The following is a 22618-nucleotide window of genomic DNA, read 5'->3' as shown; positions in this document are numbered from 1 at the left end:
GCGGCGCATGCATCTGGAGCTCGAGCATGAAAACAAGACGAGTAGTTGCAGGCACACAAAACGGGAAGTCGGTATTCCTCGCTGATGGCAATGCCCCTCACCCCTACGAATACAAACATGTACCAGGTTTCGCTACATCACTTGTCTGGGGCACTTCGCAGGAGCCGTCTATCCCGGAGGGATTCAGCGACCCGGTGCAGTCGTCCACCTCGCTACTGCCTGGACCGGGCGAAACGAAGCTGCTGATGGTCAGTTTTCCCCCAGACAGCATTTTCCAGTCAACCGCCTTCGATCCAGAGCAGGCCAACATTGAGCAGCAGCGTCATCTGATCGGCCTTTATGAGTGCTTTGACCCTCAGCGCCCGGGCATGCACGCGACCCCAACTGTCGATTACGGGGTTGTCGTCAAAGGACCGGTCATTCTCGAACTTGACGATGGGCAATCGAGAGAATTGAACCCTGGCGACGTGGTGGTGCAACAAGGAAACACACACGCCTGGAGAAACCCCGGTTCAGAGCCTGCGCTTGTCTGCTTTGTTTTGATCGGGGCGCGTGCTTGAACGGCTGAAACCTACATAGGAAAACAATAATGAAAAGTTATGTAATTCGGGCTGCGTTAGTCAGCTCGATTGGATCGGCTTTGCTCGCGCCCGAGACCAGCTACTCAAGCGAAAACGGCGACACGGTTTGGCCATTGGGCGTACAAACCGTGCTTCCTGCAATTCTGCCCCAACCAGGGCAGACATCACTGTACAGCTACACGGCATTCTATAAAGCCAACAGCTATCGTGATAACCACGGGGACTCCGCCATCCCTGACTTCAAGCTGGAAAACTTTATCCAGGCTGTGCGGGTGGTCCATACGTGGGATGTAAAGCTCGACAGTGGAATTACCCTTAGCAGCGGCGTCATCGGCTCCGCTAACAAGATCAAGGTTGAAGCGTTCGGGAACAGCGACACAGATACCGGCTTCCGGCAGTTGTACCTGACGCCACTCTACGTCGGGTACTCACCCTCCGAGAACCTTCACCTGTTAACCGGTTTCAGTGCGTTTGTGCCCTTGGGCAGTTATGACGGCAGCAAGCTGGCCAACAGCCCCACACCGAACGCCAGCTACACCCAGGAGTTCGACCTTACCTGGTTCCCTAGCCCCAATTGGGAAGTGTCGATTGCTCCCACCTTCACGGTGAATGCCAAGAGCGATGACACTGACTATCGCTCTGGCAACATCTTCAACATCGACTACCTACTGGGCTACCGCCTGGAGTCCAATCCGAAAGTGCAACTGGGTCTTGTGGGGTACTACACCCACCAGGTAACCGATGACCGCTCTGATCTTGTGGAGCTGGAAGATGGCAATCGCTTACGCAAGTTTGCGGTAGGCCCGCAGGTCTTTTATGCCTTTGACCAGACATCCGGAGTAGTCCTCAAGTGGATGCATGAGACCTCGGTCAAAAACGGGCCTAAGGGCGACTCGCTGTGGCTGGAGTTCGCGTTCCCGTTATAGGGCCAGCTCTGCGTCCGAGGACATCTTCGCTGCCACGTCCTTGGCGATGCTATGGATATGGGCCGCCGCCGCTTTGGCCGCGGCCTTTTTATTGCGAGTACGAAGAGCAGTCACAATCTCGTCGTGCTCATCGGTGGCAGCCCCAAGGTGAGACTGGAAGCCGCAGGTCTGGACGATGAAGAAATCGGACAGCTCGAAGTTAGCGATTTGGCGCGCCGACAGAATGGGAGACCTGGCCATCGAATGCAGCATCCGGTGGAACTCAACGTTCAGCGTTCTGTAGCTTTCAGAAGCATCGCTGTGTTGAGGATTGATATTCCTGATCTTGTCGTTGATCTCTGCCATCCGAAGAGCCTCTTCCGGCAAGCCACGATCAGCAGCGAGCCCAGCGATCAGTGCTTCATTGTTGGCAAACATCTCGTAGAAATCTTCCACGTCGGAATGGGTAGGATGTACTACTTCACAGCCCACCTGTGCAGTGATAACCACAAAGCCGCGCTCTTGCAGGCTGTTCAGCGCCGTCATGATTGGCTGCCGACTCACCCCCGTTTCTTCACCAATTTCTTTTACCAATATCTTCTGGCCAAACGCATAACGGCGGGAGAGCAATAGCTCAAGGATATGCTGGTAAATAGCGGTCTTTTTGTTTGCCACTTGCATTGAATTTCATTCCCTAGGGCTACGCACGGTGGATCTGATTATGAGGCTTACATTCTAGAATTTCTCATAGTAAACCAAAACTGCGGTGCCGCTTGTGTGGTCATCTGTCTTGATTCTGAAATATCGAGGCTTCTCGAAATCGGCGAAATGTTCAGAGCAGCGGCGCTGGCCCTGGATAGCCTTGCAAGCCTTTGGTGATGAGCGGCGAGAGATGAACTTGCATGCTAGCATTCTAGCGTGCATGATGATCCGGCAGACAACAACAAATCTACCTGCATGGCGTTCTCGACAGCCCGAAGGCCGCACCGAGAACGCACATGCCGCCCAGTGCGAGACGGCCTGCACTCGGCATCGACGCAAAGGTTCCTTATCCATGAGCGCTTTCTTGCATTGCCTGTCGCACACCCCTCTGATCGGTCATTTAGACCCACCTCAAGACGTGCTGGATGAGGTGAGTGGAATCGTCCAAGCCGCCCGATCTCGAATCGCTGAATTCGCCCCGGAGCTCGTCGTACTTTTCGCGCCCGACCACTACAACGGCTTCTTCTACGACGTGATGCCACCGTTCTGCCTGGGTATGGCGGCAGAAGCGATCGGTGACTTTGGCTCTTTGGCCGGCACCTTGCCGGTGCCGAAGCCAATCGCGGAGGCCTTGGCCGAATCCCTCCTGACCTCTGGAATCGACATCGCTGTCTCCTATCGCATGCAGGTCGATCACGGCTTCGCCCAACCGTTGGAGTTTCTGCTGGGTGGACTGGATACCTATCCTGTGCTCCCTGTCTTCGTGAACTGCGTGGCCCCTCCGCTGCCCACCTTCGAGCGCGTGCGCAAGCTGGGCGAAGCGGTCGGACACTTCACACAACAGCTCGACAAGCGAGTGTTGTTCCTGGGGTCAGGTGGGCTTTCGCACCAACCACCAGTACCAGAGCTGGCCAAGGTTGATGCCCGCATGGCGGATCGCCTGATGGGTAGCGGACGCAACCTTCCTGTAGATGAGCGTGAAGCTCGTACCCAGCGAGTTATCAGTGCAGCTGAGCGCTTCGTTGAAGACCAAAACAGCCTTCATCCGCTGAACCCCGAATGGGACCAGCAGTTCTTGGACATCGTCGAGCAGAACAATCTGGCCCAACTCGACGGTGTGACCGCAGCGTCCCTTTCGGCAATCGCCGGCAAATCAACTCATGAGGTCAAGGCCTGGGTTGCCGCCTTCGCGGCGCTTTCCGCTCACGGTCCTTACTCAACAACCGACCGCTACTACCGGCCGATCCCTGAATGGATTGCAGGCTTCGGATCCATCAGTGCGCGCTCCCAGCGCTAACCCTTTTTACGGAGAGAGAATCATGACTGCCATTACCGAATCAGCCACCAGCAAATTCGTTCGCATCCAAGATGGCGAACTGGACTTGAGCATTCATTACAACGACTGCGGTCAGGGCAAAGAGACCGTCGTCATGCTTCATGGCTCGGGCCCGGGTGCAAGCGGCTGGGCAAACTTCAACCGCAACATCGAACCTCTGGTCGATGCCGGTTACCGCGTAATTCTGATGGACTGCCCGGGCTGGAGCAAAAGCGACTCGATCATCAGTACCGGCTCCCGCTCTGACCTGAACGCACGCGTTCTGAAAGGTCTGGTCGACCAACTGGATCTGAACAAGATCCACATCCTGGGTAACTCCATGGGTGGCCACACCGCGGTTGCGTTCGCCCTGAACTGGCCAGAGCACGTGGGGAAACTCGTTCTCATGGGCGGCGGTACCGGTGGTGTCAGTCCGTTCGTACCCATGCCGAGCGAGGGTATCAAGCTGCTCAATGGCTTGTACCGTGAACCCACGATCGAAAACCTGAAGAAGATGATGAGCATCTTCGTGTTCGACACCAGCGACCTCACCGAAGAGCTGTTCCAGGCACGTCTCAACAACATGCTTGCTCGCAAGGACCACCTGGAAAACTTCACCGCCAGCCTCGCAGCCAACCTCAAGCAATTCCCTGACTTTGGCCATCGCCTCGGCGAAATCCAAGCTGAGACCCTGGTTATCTGGGGCCGCAACGATCGCTTCGTTCCTCTCGATACAGGCCTTCGCTTGGTCTCCGGCATTCCGAACTCCCAGCTGCACGTCTTCAACAAATGCGGTCACTGGGCACAGTGGGAGCATGCCGACAAGTTCAACCGCATGGTTGTTGATTTCCTCACCCACTGATCGAGGTCATCCATGGATACCACACAAGAGACCCTTGAACGCCTGGCCGCTGATTTACGCCGGGCAGAAGGAAAGGGCGAACCCATCGGGCCGCTGCGTGACGCTATCGGTGCCACCAATGTGGAACATGCCTATGCGATCCAGCGTTTGAACCAAGCGTACGCAATCGCCCATGGCCAGCGCCTTGTTGGTCGCAAGATCGGTCTGACCAACCCTAAGGTCCCAGCCCAACTGGGCGTCGAGCAACCGGACTTCGGTTGTTTGTTCGCTGACATGGCTTACGGCGACAACGAAGTTGTGCCGTTCGAGCGTGTGCTTCAGCCGAAGATCGAGGCAGAAATCGCGCTTTTTCTCAAACACGACCTGCCAAGCGCATCGACCACATTTGCAGATGTCGTTGCAGCTATCGACTGGGTTCTTCCAGCGCTGGAAATCGTGGGCAGCCGTATTGCCGGATGGAACATCAAGTTTGCCGACACCGTAGCAGACAACGCCTCCAGTGGCTGTTTCGTGCTGGGCGGTCCTGCTCGTCGCATCGATGGCCTGGACCTGCGAGGTGCAACGATGAATCTGTCGAAAAATGGTGAGGTAGTGAGTTCAGGTAGTGGCGCCGAATGCCTGGGCCATCCACTCAATGCTGCCGTATGGCTGGCTCGAACCATGGCGGAATTTGGTGAGCCGCTAAAGGCCGGCGACATCATCCTGACCGGGGCATTGGGCCCGATGGTTGGTGTTAACCCAGGTGACCATTTCGAGGCCGAGATCGAAGGTCTTGGCCGGGTCGGTGTGTCGTTCAGTGTCGAATGATGGAGTTTCAAAAATGACTACCAAACGTAAAGTCGCCATCGTTGGCTCCGGCAACATCGGCACCGACTTGATGATCAAGATCCTGCGTAATGCCAAGCACCTGGAAATGTCGGTAATGGTGGGTATCGACCCTGCCTCCGATGGCCTGGCGCGTGCCGCTCGCATGGGAGTAGGCACTACCCATGAGGGCGTGGCCGGCTTGGTCAAAATGCCTGAATTTGCAGGTATCGATTTCGTATTCGACGCGACCAGTGCGGGGGCGCACGTCAAGAACGATGCTCTCCTGCGTCAGCACAAGCCAGGCATCCGGGTTATCGATCTGACACCAGCTGCTATCGGTCCTTACTGCGTGCCAGTGGTGAACCTGGAGGAACATGTTCAGGCACAAAACCTCAACATGGTGACCTGTGGTGGCCAGGCGACTATTCCAATGGTCGCAGCCGTGTCTCGTGTGGCCAAAGTGCACTACGCCGAGATCGTGGCGTCGATCGCTTCCAAATCAGCAGGTCCCGGCACCCGGGCCAACATCGACGAATTCACCGAGACCACCTCCAAGGCAATCGAAGTCATCGGCGGTGCGGCTAAAGGCAAAGCCATCATCATCATGAACCCTGCCGAACCACCATTGATGATGCGCGACACGGTTTACGTACTCTCCGAGAGCGCCGACCAAGCCAAGATCGAAGCGTCCATCGCTGAGATGGTTGCCGCGGTTCATGCCTACGTCCCGGGTTATCGCCTCAAGCAAGAGGTGCAGTTCGAGGTCATTCCTGAATCTGCTCCGCTGAACATCCCAGGACAAGGCAAATTCAGTGGACTGAAGACTTCCGTGTTCCTGGAAGTTGAGGGCGCCGCCCACTACCTGCCTGCTTACGCCGGCAATCTCGACATCATGACCTCTGCCGCATTGGCCACTGCCGAGCGCATGGCACAGTCGATGAGCAAGGCCTGAGGAGCGCAGACATGAATGGTAAAAAGCTCTATATCTCCGACGTGACGTTGCGTGACGGTATGCATGCCGTCCGCCATCAGTACTCGCTCGACCAGGTTCAAGCGATTGCACGAGCACTGGATGCGGCAAAGGTCGACTCGATCGAAGTGGCTCACGGTGATGGCCTGCAGGGCTCCAGCTTCAATTACGGATTCGGCGCCCATACCGACCTCGAGTGGATCGCAGCCGCTGCCGATGTGGTGAAGCACGCAAAGATCGCCACGCTACTACTGCCGGGTATCGGTACGCTCCATGATCTCAAAGCGGCCTATGACGCCGGTGCTCGTGTGGTACGTGTCGCGACCCATTGCACCGAAGCGGACGTCTCCCAGCAGCACATCGAGTATGCGCGCAAGCTGGGCATGGACACCGTTGGCTTCCTGATGATGAGCCATATGCAGACCCCGGAAGGTCTCGCACAACAGGCGAAGCTGATGGAGAACTACGGCGCTACTTGCATCTACGTCGTCGACTCCGGTGGAGCGATGAACATGGATGACATCCGAGCCCGTTTCCGCGCGGTCAAGGCGGTACTTGATCCCGCAACCCATACCGGTATCCACGCTCACCACAACCTCAGTCTCGGCGTTGCGAACTCGATCGCCGCTGTCGAAGAAGGCTGCGACCGCATTGACGCCAGCCTCGCCGGCATGGGTGCCGGAGCCGGTAATGCTCCACTGGAAGTGTTCATTGCAGCTGCCGAAAAACTCGGCTGGGATCACGGCACGGATCTGTATGCACTGATGGACGCTGCGGATGATCTGGTGCGGCCGCTTCAAGACCGTCCGGTACGCGTTGATCGTGAAACCCTCGCCCTGGGCTACGCCGGCGTCTACTCCAGTTTCCTGCGTCATGCAGAAGTCGCCGCTGCTCGTTACGGCATCAAGGCTGTCGACATCCTGGTCGAGCTTGGCAAGCGCCGAATGGTTGGCGGCCAGGAAGACATGATTGTCGATGTCGCCCTTGATCTGCTGAAACGCTGAAGTTCGCTTACAGCTCCACGCAAGCTGTTCGCTGTACTACCCCCCTTTCTCCGAGAGGGGGATCTATCACAACAATAAGAGCTGCCCACTATGTATGCCTTGTCGAATCCCATAGCTTCAACTCGAACATATCGCCCCCGCTTCAAGCACCTGAATCTGTAAGCGCTGGTATCGACGCCGCCAGGCACAACCAAGCGCATGAAGTAACTCAATCACGTGTTTTCCGAAGCTCTTGAAGACTTTGGAAAGGGGTCTCTATGACTGTCAAAACAGATAAAACCAAACTTCTAATTACCATCATGCTGTGCTTCCTCGTAGCACTGATGGAAGGCCTGGATCTGCAAGCGCCGGGCATCGCTGCACACGGCATGTCTGCCGACTACGGCTTGGACAAAGTGGATATGGGCTGGGTGTTCAGCGTCGGCGTCCTGGGCATGTTGCCCGGAGCGTTCGTAGGTGGCCGGCTGGCGGACCGATACGGTCGGAAGAAAGTGCTCATTGCCTCTGTCGCGTTATTCGGCGTCTTCTCGCTGGTAACCACCGTTGCCTGGAGTTTCAGTGCGTTGCTGTTTGCGCGCTTCCTCACTGGCGTTGGACTTGGTGCATCACTGCCAAACCTCATCGCGCTTGCATCCGAAGCCGCCGGGGAACGGATGCGTGGTACCGCTGTGAGCATGATGTATTGCGGCGTGCCTCTGGGCGCGGCACTTGCTGCGGCGATCGGCCTTCTGAATCTGGGCGTCGGTTGGAAGCTCGTTTTCTATGTGGGTGGTATTGTTCCCCTGGTTATCGTTCCCCTACTGGCGTTCTATCTCCCAGACCTCTACAAGCCAGCACAAACAGGCGGCGCCACTGTTGAACTGCCTTCGACCAAAAGCATCCTCGTTGAGAATGGCTCGCTTAAAATCACATTGCTTCTGTGGGTGAGCTTCTTCTTTACCCTGATGGTGACCTACATCCTGATCAACTGGTTGCCCAGCATCCTTATCGGGCAAGGCTTCAAGCCAAATGAAGCCAGCATGGTGGTACTGAGCATGCAGCTGGGCGCAGCCATTGGCACCCTGATGCTGGGAGTCGCCACCGACCGTCTGCCAATCTGGGTAATGTCGTTACTGGTGTACGGCGGCACCCTGATTTCACTCGCGTGCCTGACCTCGGCTACCGCGTTGCCCGCGATGATGGCTGCGGGCTTCCTGGCAGGTATCTTCACCACCGGCGGCCAATGCGTGTTGTACGCGCTGGCGCCTCAGTTCTATCCCGCAAATGGCCGTGCAACAGGCACAGGTGCCGCTGTGGCTGTCGGCCGCATTGGTGCAATGACCGGTCCGCTTGTCATCGGAAAGATGATGGCACTCGGAGCTGGGACAAGTGGCGTCATGCTCGCATCGGCGCCGGGTTTGGTGTTGGCAGCCATGTCTCTGCTTTACCTCTCTTCGATCAAGAAAGGCCCGGCGCCCACCACGTCGGTCGCCTGACTGACGCGCTACTTCAACGATAAAAACAACAAAGAAGACATCGACATGAAACACTCCAAGAAAGTGGCCTTTGCGGGCCTGCTGGCTGCGCACGCGGCTTCTCTCCAGGCTGCCGGCTTCATCGAAGACTCAAAGGCCAAGGTCACCGTGCGCAACTACTACTTCGACCGAAACTACATCAACGAAACACCCCAGGCCGCAGCCAGAGAATGGGCCCAGGGTTTCATCGTGAACTTCACGTCTGGGTTCACTGGGGGCGTCGTTGGATTCGGGCTGGATGCCCAAGCGATGCTGGGGGTGCGCCTGGACTCTTCCAGTGACCGCGTCGGTACCGGACTGTTGCCCTATTCAGCACGTACCAGAGAACCTGCTGACGAGTATTCCGAGGTAGGACTGACAGGCAAGGTCAAAGTATCGAAGACTGAGCTGCAGCTCGGTACCGTCAGCACCTTCTTGCCCATCGCGTTTGCGAGCCCCACCCGACTGCTGCCTCAAACCTTCCGCGGCACGTACCTCAGGTCTCAGGACATTGAGGATCTCTCGCTGCACGCCGGCTGGCTGGATCGGATCAACCTTCGGGACTCGACCGATTACCAGAAGATGCGAGTTTCAGCGCCTAACGGTCGCTTCAACGGCGCGGCTGAATCGGATGGGTTCTACTTCCTGGGGGGCGATTACGCATGGTCGAAGAACCTGACGTTGAAGTACTACTACGCCGAGCTGGAGGACATCTACCACAAGAATTACCTCGGGTTCGTGGATAGCCGCCAAGTCGGCCCAGGAAAACTGACTGCCGACTTCCGCTTCTATGACTCCAGAGAGCATGGCGCAGCCAAGGCCGGCAAGGTGGACAACCGTAACACCGCTCTGATGCTGAGCTATCAACTGGACTCTCACCGCCTTGGCGCAGGCTACATGCAACTGACCGGCGACACAGCCATGCCCTATCTCTTCGGTACGGAGCCTTTGGTCATTACCGAGGGGACCTTGAGTTCTGAATTTCTCAATCCAAAAGAGAGAAGCTGGCAGGTCAAGTATGACTACGACTTCGCGGGCGTTGGCGTCCCAGGTCTAAAGGGAATGCTGCGTTACGTGAGCGGCGACAATATCGACCTGCCAAAGCTTGGTGGCAACGATCTGAAGGAAAGCGAGAAAGATCTGGAGCTGTCCTACGTTGTCCAGAGCGGCACGTTCAAGGACGTGGCTTTTCGGGTGAGACATGCCTGGTACCGAAATGACTTTGGCCCTGGTGCAACTCATCGTGATGACAACGAGCTTCGAGTGAATATCGACTATTCATTCGCGCTCTGGTGATTTTTAGTCTCACTGCTCCTCGGTTGTGACGCGCTCCTTGGCCACGGTTTATCCGTGGCTTTTTTGGCGGGACGAAAGGCAATTTCGGATGATTGCGAGTCGAATTCTTGCATGCTAGCATGCAAGCACAAATTGGAAAAATGCTCGATCCGTCAAGGCAGTCTTGCTAGCCCCTCAATCGATAGCCTGAAAACAAATACAAAATCAGGAGGTTTCATGATTACCACCCCCACCACCGTTGAGTCCGGCGCTCTACTGAGCTCTGACTGAACGCTGCACCTCCCTGAATATTTCCCTTTCCCGAATACCTCATCAGTAGCGACTGCTTCTGCGTCGGTGTTCTGGTTTCCATCCATGCTCCGAGTTTGCACACAGGTTCAGAGCATCAATATGTAATGCCTGGAGAATAAGAAATGACCACCTCCAACAACTTCGATACTGACGTGCTGGTGATCGGTACTGGTCCTGCTGGTGCTACTGCTGCCGTAGCGCTTGCCACCTATGGTGTAAGGGTCAAGATGGTGACCATGTTCAACTGGTTGGCTAATTCGCCCCGCGCCCACATCACCAATCAACGAGCCATGGAAGTGTTGCGTGATCTGGGCCTGGAGGAAGAAGTCATTCGGGCAGCCACTCCATGGGAGCAAATGGGCGACACGCTCTTCACCACCAGCCTGGGCGGTGAAGAAATTGCACGCCTGCGCACCTGGGGCACCGGTGACAAACGCAAGGGTGACTACGTACAAGGCAGCCCTTGCACCATGCTCGACCTGATCCAGCCAGAGATGGAGTCCATCCTACTCAAGCATGCCGCCGCCCGCGGCGCACAGGTGAGCTTCAATACCGAGTACCTGCGCCATGAGCAGGATGCTGAAGGTGTTACTGCATACATGAAGGACGTGTCGACCGGTCAGGAATACACCGTACGAGCCAAGTATCTTGTCGGTGCTGACGGGGCGAACTCCAAGGTCGTGAAAGAAATCGATGTTCCCATCGTTGGCGAAATGGCTCGTGCGGGTACCGCCTATGTCATCTTCAATGCAGATCTCTCCAAGTACGTTGCACACCGCCCTAGCATTCTTCAGTGGATTGCCACTCCTGAAGCTGGCTTCGGTGAAATCGGTATGGGCCTGCTACGAGCAATTCACCCATGGGATCAATGGATCGCTGGCTGGGGCTTCGACATGGCCAAAGGTGCACCTGATCTCTCTCCTGAAACCGTGCTACAGAAGATTCGCCTCCTCGTCGGTGACCCGGAACTGGTGGTTGACGTTGAGCGCATGTCCACCTGGTATGTGAACCAGGCTCATGCCACTGAGTATTCTCGCGGTCGCGTGTTCTGCGCCGGCGATGCTGTACACCGTCATCCACCGTCTAGCGGACTGGGTTCCAACACCTGCATGCAGGACAGCTTCAACCTGGCGTGGAAACTGGCCTATGTGGTCAAGGGCTTTGCGAGCCCTAGCTTGCTGGAAACCTACACCCCTGAGCGTGCTCCGGTAGGCAAGCAAATCGTCGCACGTGCCAACCAGTCCCGTAAGGACTACGCCTTGCTGAAAGAATGTTTCAACTTCGGCAATGGCGTCGACACCGTTGCCAAGCTTCTGGATCGGATGCGGGACCCTAGCCCTGCGGGCGTTGAGGTCCGCCTCAATTTGCAGAAAGCACTCGAGATCAAAAACTTCGAGTTCAATGGACAGGGCGTGGAGTTGAACCAGCGTTATGAGTCATCTGCTGTCGTTCGCGATGAGCACGACGGTGATGAGGTCTGGGCCAAAGACAAGGAACTGCACCTGCAAGCAACCACCCGACCTGGCGCGAAGATCCCTCACGCTTGGCTGGTGAATGAGAGTGGTCTGCGCGTCTCCACGCTGGATGTGGTCGGCAAGGGCAGCATGACGCTGGTGACTGGTCTGGCAGGACAAGCCTGGGTCGAGGCGGCACAGCGTCTGGACAAACCATTCCTGAAGACTGTGGTCACCGGTGCCAGAGACACTGCCGATCTGTACTGCGACTGGCAAACGGCCCGCGAAGTCCACGAAGCCGGTGCGATTCTGGTTCGCCCAGACGGCTATGTGGCGTGGCGTCAACGCGACGCGGTGTGGTCAGCCGATGAGGCCGCAGCACAGCTGGAGCAGGCGCTTCAAAGCGTGCTGGGATAAGCAGTAGTTCAATAGGCCCGGCTGATGCTGGGCCTATTTCGGCCAGGACATTCTAGAAAGGCAAACTAGGCACCGTACGGAAAGTAGTATCGTGAGCACCTCCGCGAGCAGGCCAAAGTGACCATCGCCGCATAACTTGTTGCAAGCTTGCAGTAACCGGTTGCCAGGCGACGATGCTCCTTCAGCCAGCCAGTCGTTTGATGACATTACGCTCTCGGTTTCACCAGTCTCAAAACCGTTGATAAACCGTAGACCTAAGGCCGTATCGCTCAGGCATGTCTCGCTAGGTCGCACCGGAGCACAGCACCCAAAAACGCCATTTAGCACCAGTCGGTCATCGGCTCGTGGACGCTCTGCTCCGCGCGTCGGGGCGGGTTTAAGAGGTCCGAGCTCGTTACCCGCTGGACAATAGGGCCAAGGGTTTCGTTGGGGCTTTCACAGAAAACTTTCCACTCAGTTACATGATTTTGCGCTGTATCACTTCAAGACCTTGCCGGCTCCTGATCTGAGCGGACGCGCGGGGTATGGGACCCTCCGACTGCGCATTCAGACTGCGAGCTTCTTCGCCAGCCAGAGCACTTGTTTAAACGGTGCCCAAGCATCTGCGTATAGCCAACAGCCGATGGCTATGAGTAGACATAGATGGCCAAGCCAAATAGCCAAGGAGAATGTGCACTTGCCAAAGTTACGGCCACTAAGCAATAAATTGTAGTTGTACTTGACTACGAACCCCAGCATCACGATGAGCAGCCCCGCGCCCCCGGATAAGGTTAATGCCAGACCGTTAAGGCGGGATGCCATGCCCATGAGAAATGTGCCGGTCATCAGCATGAACATGATCGGCTTTCCGGCCAGCCAGCCAAGCTTCGGCAAGAACGGCAGCACGGCTATTAACTTTTCCTTGAGGTCGCTGTCAGTGAACAACTTCAATGTGTAAAACTGAAACGCGAAAATCACGAACATGGGGATGCACGCGCCGGCAAGCGTTTCGAGCCACCACTCCGGCACAGACAGCAACTCTTGTATCGAAGGGTCGAGAGCTTGGTACTTATCCGTCAGTTTCAGATCGACCAGTTTGCGCCCACACCAAAAGGCAAGCCCCCCAAGAGCCAACGTGCTGATCCAGAAGCGCAAAGAGCCTAGTCGCTTGGCCAATGCCGAAAGGTTTTTCATTTAGCTTAAATCCTGCGTCCATTCTATAAAGACCACATGGTGGTCCAAAATCTATTCCTTAGCAGATTCTCATTCGAACCTGCGAAGCGTTCGCCAGACTCGCTCAAGGCAGGCCGGAACCCACTGATGCGGGTAACATTTCCTCGATCTCACCGGCCGGCGTCGCCACCCCGCGCGCCCAGGCGCAGCAGGCCCGCTATCTCTGTACGACCCGTGGCTGTACATAAATACCCATCGGATTGTAATTCCTCCGGCCAAGCTCTATAAACACTAATGTTCTTCAACATGACAAGTGCATAGCCATGAACCGAATTCAAATTTCGATCTTGCTGGCTACATTGACCTGCGCGCTGCCGGCCAAAAGCGATCTGTTTGGAGGCAGTAACTCTTTCTTCCGTAAACCACTCGGAGATGCGGGAGATACGCTTCAGAATGTCGTCAATACTTCGACCGAAATCCTTACCAACGGTCACAAACGGATCACGCAGGAGCTCACAAACGGCGTTAAGGTAGTGACCGAACAGATCCCTGGTGCCGCGCCTTTGGTTACTGTGATGTTTCCGAACGGGGTGATTCAAGTCACACAAGACCTGGATTTAGGTGTCAAGTTGATCACGGAAACGTTCCCGGAAGGCGAAAAGCGAATCACAAAGTTGCTGGCCGATGGAAGCAAGACGATAACCGAGACGCTGCGCGATGGTTATGTTCGCGTCTTCGATGAGACCGCCAACGGCACAAAAATCTTCACCCAAGTGTTTGCGAACGGGAACAAGGTCGTCACGCAGATCCTGAAGGACGGCACGCGCACCGTCACAGAAGTGCTGTCCGAAGCCAGCAAGACCTATCTGGCTACTCTTAAGCTCCAGCAGGACCTGCTTAACCAGCAGGTATCACTCGTCCAGCAAACGGCGTCCGAAGCATTGGATGTCGCCAAGGCCATCGAACGATTCAACCGCCGGCAGATCAGCGGGATCGGCGACTCAATTGGAAGCGCCGAGCGCAGACTTCGCGAAGGCAAGGTGGTCGATGCTATCTGGGGCCTCAACATCGAGCAATACCAGAACACCGACAATAACGCCGCACAGGCCGCGTTGGAAAACAAATATATCGCATCCGCGGGACAACTCGCCGCCACGACCTATGGAGGTCCGGCGGGCAGCGCTGCATATACAGCCTGGCTGACCTACAAGGCCACTGGCGACGCCGAGCTCGCTCTTAAACAGGGCGTGCTGAGTGGGGTGGTGTCGGCTGTCGGTAGCGGCATCGCCGATATGCCCAGCGGCACGGCCACAGAAGTCGCAAAGAAGGTCAGCGCCTCAGCCGCATTCGCTGCGGCGCAGGCTTCCGCCTCCGGCGCGGGAAGCGAAGAAGCAATCCGGGGAGCGATCTTCCAGGAGATCAGCGCCCAAACAGCCCAGGGCCTAATCGATCTGCCCCCGAATTTCAAAGACGCGCCACTCAAGAAAGCCCTCGCAGATGCGTCCATAGCCGGTGCCAAGGCGATGGTAACTACCTACGACAAGCAATCCGCAGAAAGCGCCATCCGCGCCTCGCTGATCACCAGCGTTACCAACAACATCACCGAGCAACTGCCCACCGAGCAGATGCGCCAGGTTAAGAAGGCAGCGACCGTGGCCGCCATCACGGCACTGACCGTCGCAGCGTCAGGAGGCAACGAACGTGCAGTTCTTGATGCGGTTGCTGCTAGTGGACAGATCCTCGTCCAGGACGAAGTCGAACAACTGGCTGTTGCGCTTCGGCAGGAAGCGAGCGACGCCGGGAAGCTTTACTACATGAAAATATTCGACGGCGACCCGGATGAAGTCGAGCTGCAGATAAGCCACATGAAAGACGCTTTCGGCGACATGCAGAAGTTACCAGCCCAGTGGGGTGCCGCGATCACCTCACGTACGGACGAAATGCGGGCTGCCCAAGGCTATCCACCCTTGGTCCAGGTCGAAGGCGACACCCAAATCCTCGCGGTCGCGAACGGCGAGTGGACGGTGTCCTACCTGCCCCGCGATGCCACCGACGGAGCAAGTACACCTGTAATCCTCACATTCACCGGCCCTAAAAGCTCTCTGGCTAAACAGCAGGCTGAGAAAGAGGAAACACTCCGCGAGGTGCAGGCGACGTTGCGCGACAACACCATATACTCCCGCTGACCAAGGCTCAGCACCCGCAGTACGACCAGAGTCTTCGTATACCCCCGCTGGGGGACCGCCAAGGATTGCTCAGTGAAGAAGGTCCGTTAAGGCTGGCGTGGCGGCGAAAGCCGGGGGTGCCCGTTCTCGCTGCTGCTTGTAGGCATTGTCTGCTTTCGAAGTCCTGCTTACGTCGGAAGTGGTGCGTGCAGGCCGTCTCATGACGAAGTGCTGGCCGACATTTTCGGACTGTGGCGAGGCGCACACGCAATTGCAGCGCCTACGGGTTACCGGTGGACATCCGGCCAAATCACCATGGTCGCCAATAGCCGCGCCTGCAATCGAGCCAAGTGCTAGGCTCTGTACGAAATCCCGAGAAACCCAATCGGCGCCCTTTGGAAGCTGAAATTCACTAGGATTCCCGGCCATCTACGGAAAGGAATCCTGTGATGGCAAAGCGTTACGAACTCTCGGATGAGGCCTGGACAGTGGTCGCCGATCTCTTCACTGAAACCCATGGTCGGGGGCGGCCCCGCCTGAGCGACCGGCTGATGCTCGATGGCGTACTCTGGGTACTCTGTTCGGGCGCTGCGTGGCGAGATATGCCGGAACGCTTCGGCCCATGGTCAACGGTGTATCAACGGTTCCGGGGTTGGCGAAACCAGGGCACCTTCGATCAGATGCTCAAACGCTTGCACCTGAGATTGAATGAGCAAGGCTTGATCGATGTGCAAACCTGGATGATCGACTCAACCGCAGTACGTGCAACCCGAGCCTCTTCTGGCGCCGGGAAAAAAGGGGGCCTGACGAGCCTGCCGATCACGCTCTAGGCCGTAGTCGCGGCGGCCTGACAACCAAGATTCACATGCTCTGCGACGCCAACGGGACACGGTTGCGCTTCCTTCTCTCTGGCGGTCAAGCCAGTGACATGAGTTACGCCCAACCACTGCTGGACGACGTCAGCATTCCATCAGGCCAACGAGGTCGCCCACGCAAGCTCAGCTTCCAAAGGGCGCCGATTGGGTTTCTCGGGATTTCGTACAGAGCCTAGAAACTCGTACTGTAAGGAAAGAGGCTGGCTCTGAGACCCACCTCGTACGAAAGAAGACAAAGCCTCCGCCAGCTTCATGGTCTTCACAGGCGATTGATAGTCGCTGACAACACGCGCTCGAAATTAGCCGACGTCACGAAGGTAATAGCGCCGACTCCACCCATATCTGCATCCGCCATTGTCAAGGCACGGTAAACCGCCCAAGAGCCAGCAACCGGGTTATGCTTTAAAACCGCCAACACAAGCTCATGGCGCATCGGATCCAGCTGCCACTCAGGTATCCGCCTTCCCCGATTACCCAAATCAATCGCCAACAACCGCTTAGCTTTCAGATCACGATTGACTTGATCACGAGATTTCCCAGCAAGCTTCGCGAAAGCTGGAACCGTCAAATTTGTCGGAGACTCATAGATTGCAAGCATCTCGGCACGCTGGCGTTGAATCTCGGATACCGGCTTTGGGCCTCGCACCTCAGCGGCGTCACGCACAAGGGGGTGAGATGACGGCTTTCGGGCAATTTTTTCGACTTGAGCCTGAAGTGGCTTGCCTCCCAGTTCGCCGGGCTCCGACCCGACCGCCTCAAGCACACGTGCTTTCAACGAGTCCAGAACCGCCCCTTCCAAGCTGGTGGTCAATCGCTCACACGCTAACGCTACCCTGCCCTGCTCCAATTGATCCAGCCGGTTAGCCCAGTCCTGCATCATTGCTCGGCGCTGCTCAACGTACTGAGCGTGCGTATACGCGGCTCGCACCTTGTTAGGCTCACTGTGCGAGAGCTGAGCGTCTATCCATTGCTGAGGGTAGCCAAGCTCTGTGAGCGCCGTGGTGATGGTTGCTCTCATACCATGCCCCGTGAGTCGATCTGCATACCCAAGTCGATGCAAGGCATTGTTCAGCGTGTTCTCGCTGATACGCTCATTGAGCCTGGAACGATGCGAGAAAAGATACCGCTGCCCAGGGCGCACCAGACTCAGCATCAGGCGGACGATCTCAACCGCCTGGTGCGACAACGGGACGATGTAGGGAGGGATAGCCGCGGGTTTTCTGCGCGTCTTGCGCATATGGACCTGAAACTGCTTCACCACTTCTGGCGGTATGACCCATAAGCGCTTTTTCAAATCGAACTGGTCCGGCGTTGCCAACCGAAGCTCACCCGTTCGCCCCCCGTCAGCAGCAACAGGCACAACCCCATCACCGTCGAGACAGCGCCACCGTAGGCGCGCATCTTGGGCAGCAGCACCGAGAGTTCATGCATTTCCAGGAAGGGGTTGTGATCCACGGGAGGTTTGGGGATGGCGACGACATCCAGGTCGAACGCAGGATTGATTTCGAGCCCGGGCACTCTGACCAATGCATACCGGAAAAGCTGGTTGAACCAGGGGCGGCATTTCTCGGCAGTGGTCAGTGCATCACGCAGTTCGACTCGACTGAGCACATCGAGAAGGTCATGCCGGGTGATCCCGAAGATTGATCGCCCACCCAGGTGCGGACGAACATCTTTCCTGAAGATCCGGCGAATCTGGGAGAGCGTGCTTTGCCGCCCCTCCTTCAACTCAAGCGCACGAAACGCCAGCAACTGCGAATAAACGGATGCAAAGGTGTAGCCAGCCATCACTTGGCCATCCCACCGGATTAGGCACAAAATCCGTGTACTTAATCGTGTACTTAAAATGACTGGATACTGGTGGTTTTCAGCAGTTTTCGGCGGAAACGAAAAAAGGCCCCGAAGGGCCTTTTTCTTTGGCTACAAAGTCCTTTGCAGAACTCTGTAGCGCCATATTTGGAGCGGGAAACGAGACTCGAACTCGCGACCCCGACCTTGGCAAGGTCGTGCTCTACCAACTGAGCTATTCCCGCGTCGTCTTGATGGTGGCCATTTTATAGTTTTGAAATATTTCGTCAACCCCTTGATTCAAAAAAGTTTTATTTTTTTTCTGAACCTTCCCGCAGGTGCGGCCAGGCGGCCCGCAGGTACTGCACCATCGACCACAAGGTCAGGCCCGCAGCGATGATCAACAAGGCATATCCCAACACCACCCAAGTGCTGAGCGTCGCCGGGTTGGCCAGCAGGATTACCAGCGCGAGCATCTGCGCGGCGGTCTTCCATTTGCCCAGGTTCGACACCGCCACATGCGCCCTCGCGCCGATCTCCGCCATCCACTCGCGCAACGCGGAAACGACGATCTCGCGACCGATGATCACCGCCGCCGGCAAGGTCAGCCACAGATTGGCGTGGACCTGCACCAGCAGCACCAACGCCACCGCGACCATCAGTTTATCCGCTACCGGATCAAGGAAAGCGCCGAACGGCGTGCTCTGCTCCAGACGCCTGGCCAGATAACCGTCGAGCCAGTCAGTGGCGGCGGCAATGGCGAAGACACTACTGGCAGCTACATAGCTCCAGTGGTACGGCACGTAGAACAGCAGAATGAAGATCGGGATGAGCAGGACACGAAGAACGGTAAGCAGATTCGGAATATTCATCGGGACAACTGGCTGCGAGGTGAGCGGGCATTCTACTCGCTATGCAGGCTGTCATAAATCGACTCGGCGAGCTTTTTGCTGATTCCCGGTGCCTTGGCGATTTCTTCCGCGCTAGCGCGGGATAATTCCTGCAAGCCGCCGAAGTGTTTGAGCAGGTCGCGACGGCGTTTTGGTCCGACGCCCGCCACATCTTCCAGACTCGAGGTGCGCCGCGCTTTGCCACGCCGGGCACGGTGGCCGGTGATGGCGAAGCGGTGGGCTTCGTCGCGAATCTGCTGGATCAGGTGCAGCGCCGGCGAGTCGCCGCGCAGGGTGAATTCGTGCTGGACGTCATTGAGGTACAGCGTCTCGAAGCCGGCCTTGCGGGTCACGCCCTTGGCCACGCCGAGCAGGGTCAGGTCCGGCACGGCCAGCGCCTGCATGACATCGCGGGCCATGTTCAGTTGACCCTTGCCGCCGTCCACCAGCAACACGTCCGGCAGCTTGCCTTCGCCATCCTTGATGCGCCCGAAACGCCGGGTCAGGGCCTGCTGCATGGCGGCGTAGTCATCGCCGGCAGTCACGCCCTCGATGTTGTAGCGGCGGTAGTCGGACTTCAGCGGACCTTCCGGGCCGAACACCACGCAGGAGGCTACGGTGGCTTCGCCGCTGGAGTGGCTGATGTCATAGCATTCCAGGCGTTGCGGGACTTCCGGCAAGCCCAGCACCTCGGCCAACGCTTCAAAGCGCGCAGCCATGTGCTGGCGGTTGGCCAGGCGCGCGCCCAGTGCCTGTTCGGCGTTGGTCACGGCCAGTTGCTGCCAGCGGGCGCGGGTTCCGCGAACCCGGTGGCTGATGGACAGTTCGCGGCCGCGCAGGGTTTCCAGCGCCGAGCGCAGGGCGTCGAAGTCCTCGTGCACCACGTTGACGATCAATTCCGACGGCAGTTCGCGCTCGGCGTTGCCCAGGTAGTACTGGGCAAGGAAGGCCGACATGACTTCGGCCACCTCCTCCTCGATACCCACCTGGGGAAAGAAATTCTTGCTGCCCAGCACGCGCCCGCCACGCACGCTGATCAGGTGGACGCAGGCGCCGCCCGGGTTGACGAACGCCGCCACCACGTCCACGTCGCCACTGCCGCCCTCCATGCTTTGCTGGTCCTGGACGCGGCGCAGCAGGGCGATCTGGTCGCGCAGCTCGGCGGCCTTTTCGAAGGCCAGGCTCATCGCGGCCTTTTCCATGTCGGCATTGAGTTCGTTGGTCAGTTGGTGGCTTCGCCCCTCAAGGAACATCACCGAGTGACGTATGTCCTCGGCGTACTCTTCTGGCTCGACAAAACCGACGCAAGGCGCCTTGCAACGCTTGATCTGGTATTGCAGGCAAGGCCGGGTGCGGTTGGCGTAGTAGCTGTCCTCGCACTGACGAACATGAAACGCTTTCTGCAGCAGGCTAAGGCTTTCACGGATCGCCCCAGCGCTGGGGTAAGGCCCGAAGTACCTGCCCTTCTGTTTCTTGGCGCCACGGTGGATACCCAGACGTGGGAAAGCGCCGTCAGACAGGAACACATAGGGATAGGACTTATCGTCGCGCAGCAGGATGTTATAGGGCGGGCGCCATTCCTTGATGAGGTTCTGCTCAAGCAGCAGGGCCTCGGTCTCGCTGGCGACGATGGTGGTCTCGACCTGAGCGATATGACCAACCAGCGCCGCCGTCTTCGGCGCCAGGCCGGTCTTGCGGAAGTAGCTGGCCAGGCGCTTCTTGAGGTTCTTGGCCTTGCCGACATACAACAGGCGGCCGTCAGCGTCGAACATCCGGTAGACACCCGGACGGCCGCTGCAGGTCGCTAGAAAAGCACTTGGATCAAACGCGGGGGTCATGTTCAGAGGTTGGCGTCAACCATGCCGTGGCGGACGGCCAGCAAGGTGAGCTCCACATCGCTGGTGACCGAAAGTTTCTCGAAGATCCGGTAACGGTACGTGTTCACGGTTTTCGGCGACAAGCACAGCTTGTCGGAAATGATCTGGACCTTCTGACAACCGACGATCATCAGTGCGATCTGGATTTCCCGTTCCGACAGGCTATCGAACGGCGAGGCGTTCTTGGGCTCGAAGGATTTGAGCGCCAGTTGCTGGGCGATCTGTGGACTGATGTAGCGCTGGCCAGCGAAAACCAGACGAATGGCCTGGACCATTTCGTCGAGGCCCGCGCCCTTGGTCAGGTAACCCGCAGCGCCGGCCTGGAGCAGGCGCGTGGGAAACGGATCTTCCTCGCAGACGGTCACCGCCACCACCTTTATATCCGGGTGGCTGCGCAACAGTTTGCGGGTCGCTTCAAGGCCGCCGATACCGGGCATTTTCACGTCCATCAGGACCACATCGGGCTTGAGCTCGCGGGTGACCTTCAGTGCCGTTTCACCGGAATCGGCCTCGCCCACTACCTGCAGACCGTCGATGTCGGCCAGCATGCGGGTAATACCGGTACGAACCAGATCGTGATCATCGACCACCAGAACCCTAATCAAGCAGACACCTCGCCTTACGGTCTGAATTGGATCCCGCCACCTTATCAAAAAATTGCGTGGTGGACCTAACAGAATGCGTCACAAATATGACGTCAAATTACATAAATTCGACTACGAAAACGCCACTTGTCTGATCAGGCAGATACTACTTTGCCTACAGGCTTTGGAATTGTTCCTGCCAGACTCTCAAGCAAATGTCTTACAGCCTGCTGATCCGCGGGCTGTAGCCGCCGATAACAGTCCAACAGGTGATTCTCGCCGGGACGCAGATTGTCCAGCACTGCCGGGGTCGGCACCCCGCTCAGCACATAGAGGGCATCGACGCCGTTGGCCGCCACTGCGGCCAGGTAATCAGCCCGCGGCGTACGTTCGCCGCTTTCATACTTGCCTTGAGCGTTGGGCTCCACGCCACCGATGTCACCGAAAGCTCGCTGGGTGAGACCCAACCGCTCGCGCTCTGCCCTGAGACGTAATCCTATACCCTTCATTTGAATACATATTCCTTTGCAATACACCCACTAAAGGGTAGGAAACCCGGCACATCCGCTGCGCCGTCAACAATCTTGAACTATGCACGGGATGCGATTTGCAGCACAAGACGCCCTGCCCCTTTCGATGCGGGTCAATGCGACGTTAGTTGCATGCGCACGAAACATTCGTCCTCGCCCTGCTCTACAAAGCCTTCGCGCAGATAGAGGTGGCGGGCCGGATTGCTCTTGAACACGGTCAAGCGCAGACACTGCAACCGCCGCTGCGCAGCCCAGGCGTCAAGTTCCCGCAACACCCAAGCGCCAATACCTTGGCCCCGCGCCGACTCGACTATATGCAATTCGCGGATATACAGCGCCTTGCTGTCCTGGCTCAGGCTGCAAAAACCCACCAGCACCTCGCCGTCCATCACCCGCCATTGCTCACGCCAGTTCCAGGCCTGGTCGAATGCCTCATCCAGCCACAGCAGGTCGTACTGGCAGTAGTAGCGCAGCATCCCGCGCCGGGTCAGGTCACGGGCGAAAGGCAGGTGTTCAGCGCTGGCGGGAGTGAGGCGAAGATTCACGGGGCGTCCTTCTGGTTGCCGCTGAGCTTAGCGATTGCCCATGGGGTTTCGTTGATCCCCGTCAGGGTGGCTGCTGAAGGCAATTGTATGCTGGCTTTGTGCCAGGCATGAGCCT

At 57.4% G+C, this 22618-nt stretch carries 20 protein-coding genes, 1 tRNA gene and 2 pseudogenes; 12 read left to right on the top strand and 11 right to left on the bottom strand.

The features are described from left to right. The first annotated feature begins 26 nt into the window (after positions 1-26). The gene (locus HWV67_RS31725; RefSeq protein ID WP_175651776.1) at positions 27-560 is read left to right on the top strand and encodes a cupin domain-containing protein; all 534 of its coding nucleotides are present in this window, start codon (positions 27-29) and stop codon (positions 558-560) included. 29 nt (positions 561-589) lie between these two features. Next, the gene (locus HWV67_RS14910) at positions 590-1507 is read left to right on the top strand and encodes a SphA family protein (RefSeq protein ID WP_175651775.1); all 918 of its coding nucleotides are present in this window, start codon (positions 590-592) and stop codon (positions 1505-1507) included. On the opposite strand, the gene HWV67_RS14905 is transcribed toward HWV67_RS14910, so the two are convergent. After that, positions 1502-2167: a GntR family transcriptional regulator gene (locus HWV67_RS14905; RefSeq protein ID WP_175651774.1), complete on the bottom strand. Its 666-nt coding sequence runs from the start codon at positions 2165-2167 to the stop codon at positions 1502-1504. The genes HWV67_RS14910 and HWV67_RS14905 overlap by 6 nt on opposite strands. Before the next feature lie 373 nt (positions 2168-2540). Here HWV67_RS14905 and mhpB point away from each other — a divergent pair, with 373 nt between their 5' ends. From mhpB to HWV67_RS14865, 8 genes are all read left to right on the top strand, one after another. Continuing rightward, a complete protein-coding gene (gene mhpB, locus HWV67_RS14900; RefSeq protein ID WP_175651773.1) occupies positions 2541-3485 on the top strand; it encodes a 3-carboxyethylcatechol 2,3-dioxygenase in 945 nt (314 codons plus the stop codon). A 22-nt stretch (positions 3486-3507) separates the two neighbouring features. After that, positions 3508-4365, top strand: coding sequence for an alpha/beta fold hydrolase (locus HWV67_RS14895; protein WP_175651772.1), 858 nt, complete (start codon positions 3508-3510; stop codon positions 4363-4365). A 12-nt stretch (positions 4366-4377) separates the two neighbouring features. Further along, positions 4378-5172 carry a 2-keto-4-pentenoate hydratase gene (gene mhpD, locus HWV67_RS14890; RefSeq protein WP_175651771.1) on the top strand — a complete coding sequence of 265 codons (795 nt, stop codon included), beginning with the start codon at positions 4378-4380 and terminating at the stop codon, positions 5170-5172. A gap of 13 nt (positions 5173-5185) precedes the next feature. Beyond that, a complete protein-coding gene (locus HWV67_RS14885; protein WP_175651770.1) occupies positions 5186-6124 on the top strand; it encodes an acetaldehyde dehydrogenase (acetylating) in 939 nt (312 codons plus the stop codon). An 11-nt stretch (positions 6125-6135) separates the two neighbouring features. After that, complete coding sequence (mhpE, locus tag HWV67_RS14880) at positions 6136-7146, top strand: 4-hydroxy-2-oxovalerate aldolase (RefSeq protein WP_110973418.1); 1011 nt, start codon at positions 6136-6138, stop codon at positions 7144-7146. A gap of 257 nt (positions 7147-7403) precedes the next feature. After that, positions 7404-8621 carry a 3-(3-hydroxy-phenyl)propionate transporter MhpT gene (gene mhpT / locus HWV67_RS14875; protein WP_175651769.1) on the top strand — a complete coding sequence of 406 codons (1218 nt, stop codon included), beginning with the start codon at positions 7404-7406 and terminating at the stop codon, positions 8619-8621. Between the two features lie 45 nt (positions 8622-8666). Next, positions 8667-9935 (top strand): OprD family porin, encoded by a 1269-nt coding sequence (locus HWV67_RS14870; RefSeq protein ID WP_175651768.1) that lies wholly within the window; start codon positions 8667-8669, stop codon positions 9933-9935. A gap of 413 nt (positions 9936-10348) precedes the next feature. Continuing rightward, positions 10349-12097: an FAD-dependent oxidoreductase gene (locus tag HWV67_RS14865; RefSeq protein ID WP_175651767.1), complete on the top strand. Its 1749-nt coding sequence runs from the start codon at positions 10349-10351 to the stop codon at positions 12095-12097. Between the two features lie 65 nt (positions 12098-12162). Here HWV67_RS14865 and HWV67_RS32115 read toward each other — a convergent pair. Beyond that, positions 12163-12288, bottom strand: a pseudogene (locus HWV67_RS32115) (IS5/IS1182 family transposase); the annotation flags it as partial. Positions 12289-12643: 355 nt separating this feature from the next. Further along, positions 12644-13270, bottom strand: coding sequence for a hypothetical protein (locus HWV67_RS14855; RefSeq protein ID WP_175651766.1), 627 nt, complete (start codon positions 13268-13270; stop codon positions 12644-12646). A gap of 302 nt (positions 13271-13572) precedes the next feature. Between HWV67_RS14855 and HWV67_RS14850 the strand changes: the two genes are divergently transcribed. Together HWV67_RS14850 and HWV67_RS14845 are read left to right on the top strand one after the other, a co-directional pair. Beyond that, the gene (locus HWV67_RS14850; RefSeq protein ID WP_175651765.1) at positions 13573-15435 is read left to right on the top strand and encodes a hypothetical protein; all 1863 of its coding nucleotides are present in this window, start codon (positions 13573-13575) and stop codon (positions 15433-15435) included. A 428-nt stretch (positions 15436-15863) separates the two neighbouring features. Then, positions 15864-16411: pseudogene (locus HWV67_RS14845) on the top strand (IS5 family transposase); the annotation flags it as partial. A 137-nt stretch (positions 16412-16548) separates the two neighbouring features. Here the strand turns inward: HWV67_RS14845 and HWV67_RS14840 are convergent. The 8 genes from HWV67_RS14840 to HWV67_RS14810 form a co-directional block, all read right to left on the bottom strand. Further along, positions 16549-17607 carry a tyrosine-type recombinase/integrase gene (locus tag HWV67_RS14840; RefSeq protein WP_256680119.1) on the bottom strand — a complete coding sequence of 353 codons (1059 nt, stop codon included), beginning with the start codon at positions 17605-17607 and terminating at the stop codon, positions 16549-16551. Then, on the bottom strand, positions 17580-18077 hold the full coding sequence (locus HWV67_RS31715; RefSeq protein WP_256680118.1) for a tyrosine-type recombinase/integrase: 498 nt from the start codon (positions 18075-18077) through the stop codon (positions 17580-17582). The genes HWV67_RS14840 and HWV67_RS31715 overlap by 28 nt, the downstream gene beginning before the upstream one ends. 169 nt (positions 18078-18246) lie before the next feature. Then, positions 18247-18322 (bottom strand) — tRNA-Gly (locus HWV67_RS14835). Positions 18323-18388: 66 nt separating this feature from the next. Next, positions 18389-18949 (bottom strand): CDP-diacylglycerol--glycerol-3-phosphate 3-phosphatidyltransferase, encoded by a 561-nt coding sequence (pgsA, locus tag HWV67_RS14830; protein ID WP_095159783.1) that lies wholly within the window; start codon positions 18947-18949, stop codon positions 18389-18391. Positions 18950-18981: 32 nt separating this feature from the next. Continuing rightward, positions 18982-20805, bottom strand: a complete 1824-nt coding sequence (gene uvrC / locus HWV67_RS14825; protein ID WP_110973100.1) for an excinuclease ABC subunit UvrC — start codon at positions 20803-20805, stop codon at positions 18982-18984. A gap of 2 nt (positions 20806-20807) precedes the next feature. Next, positions 20808-21449: a response regulator transcription factor GacA gene (gacA, locus tag HWV67_RS14820; RefSeq protein WP_095159785.1), complete on the bottom strand. Its 642-nt coding sequence runs from the start codon at positions 21447-21449 to the stop codon at positions 20808-20810. Positions 21450-21583: 134 nt separating this feature from the next. Then, positions 21584-21937 (bottom strand): helix-turn-helix domain-containing protein, encoded by a 354-nt coding sequence (locus HWV67_RS14815; RefSeq protein ID WP_095159786.1) that lies wholly within the window; start codon positions 21935-21937, stop codon positions 21584-21586. 134 nt (positions 21938-22071) lie between these two features. Then, positions 22072-22503, bottom strand: a complete 432-nt coding sequence (locus HWV67_RS14810; protein WP_175651764.1) for a GNAT family N-acetyltransferase — start codon at positions 22501-22503, stop codon at positions 22072-22074. Positions 22504-22618 lie beyond the last annotated feature (115 nt).

It is taken from the genome of Pseudomonas sp. Marseille-P9899, assembly GCF_903166565.1.
Taxonomy (GTDB): Bacteria; Pseudomonadota; Gammaproteobacteria; order Pseudomonadales; family Pseudomonadaceae; genus Aquipseudomonas; species Aquipseudomonas huaxiensis.
This window is presented reverse-complemented; position numbering and strand designations above follow the sequence as displayed.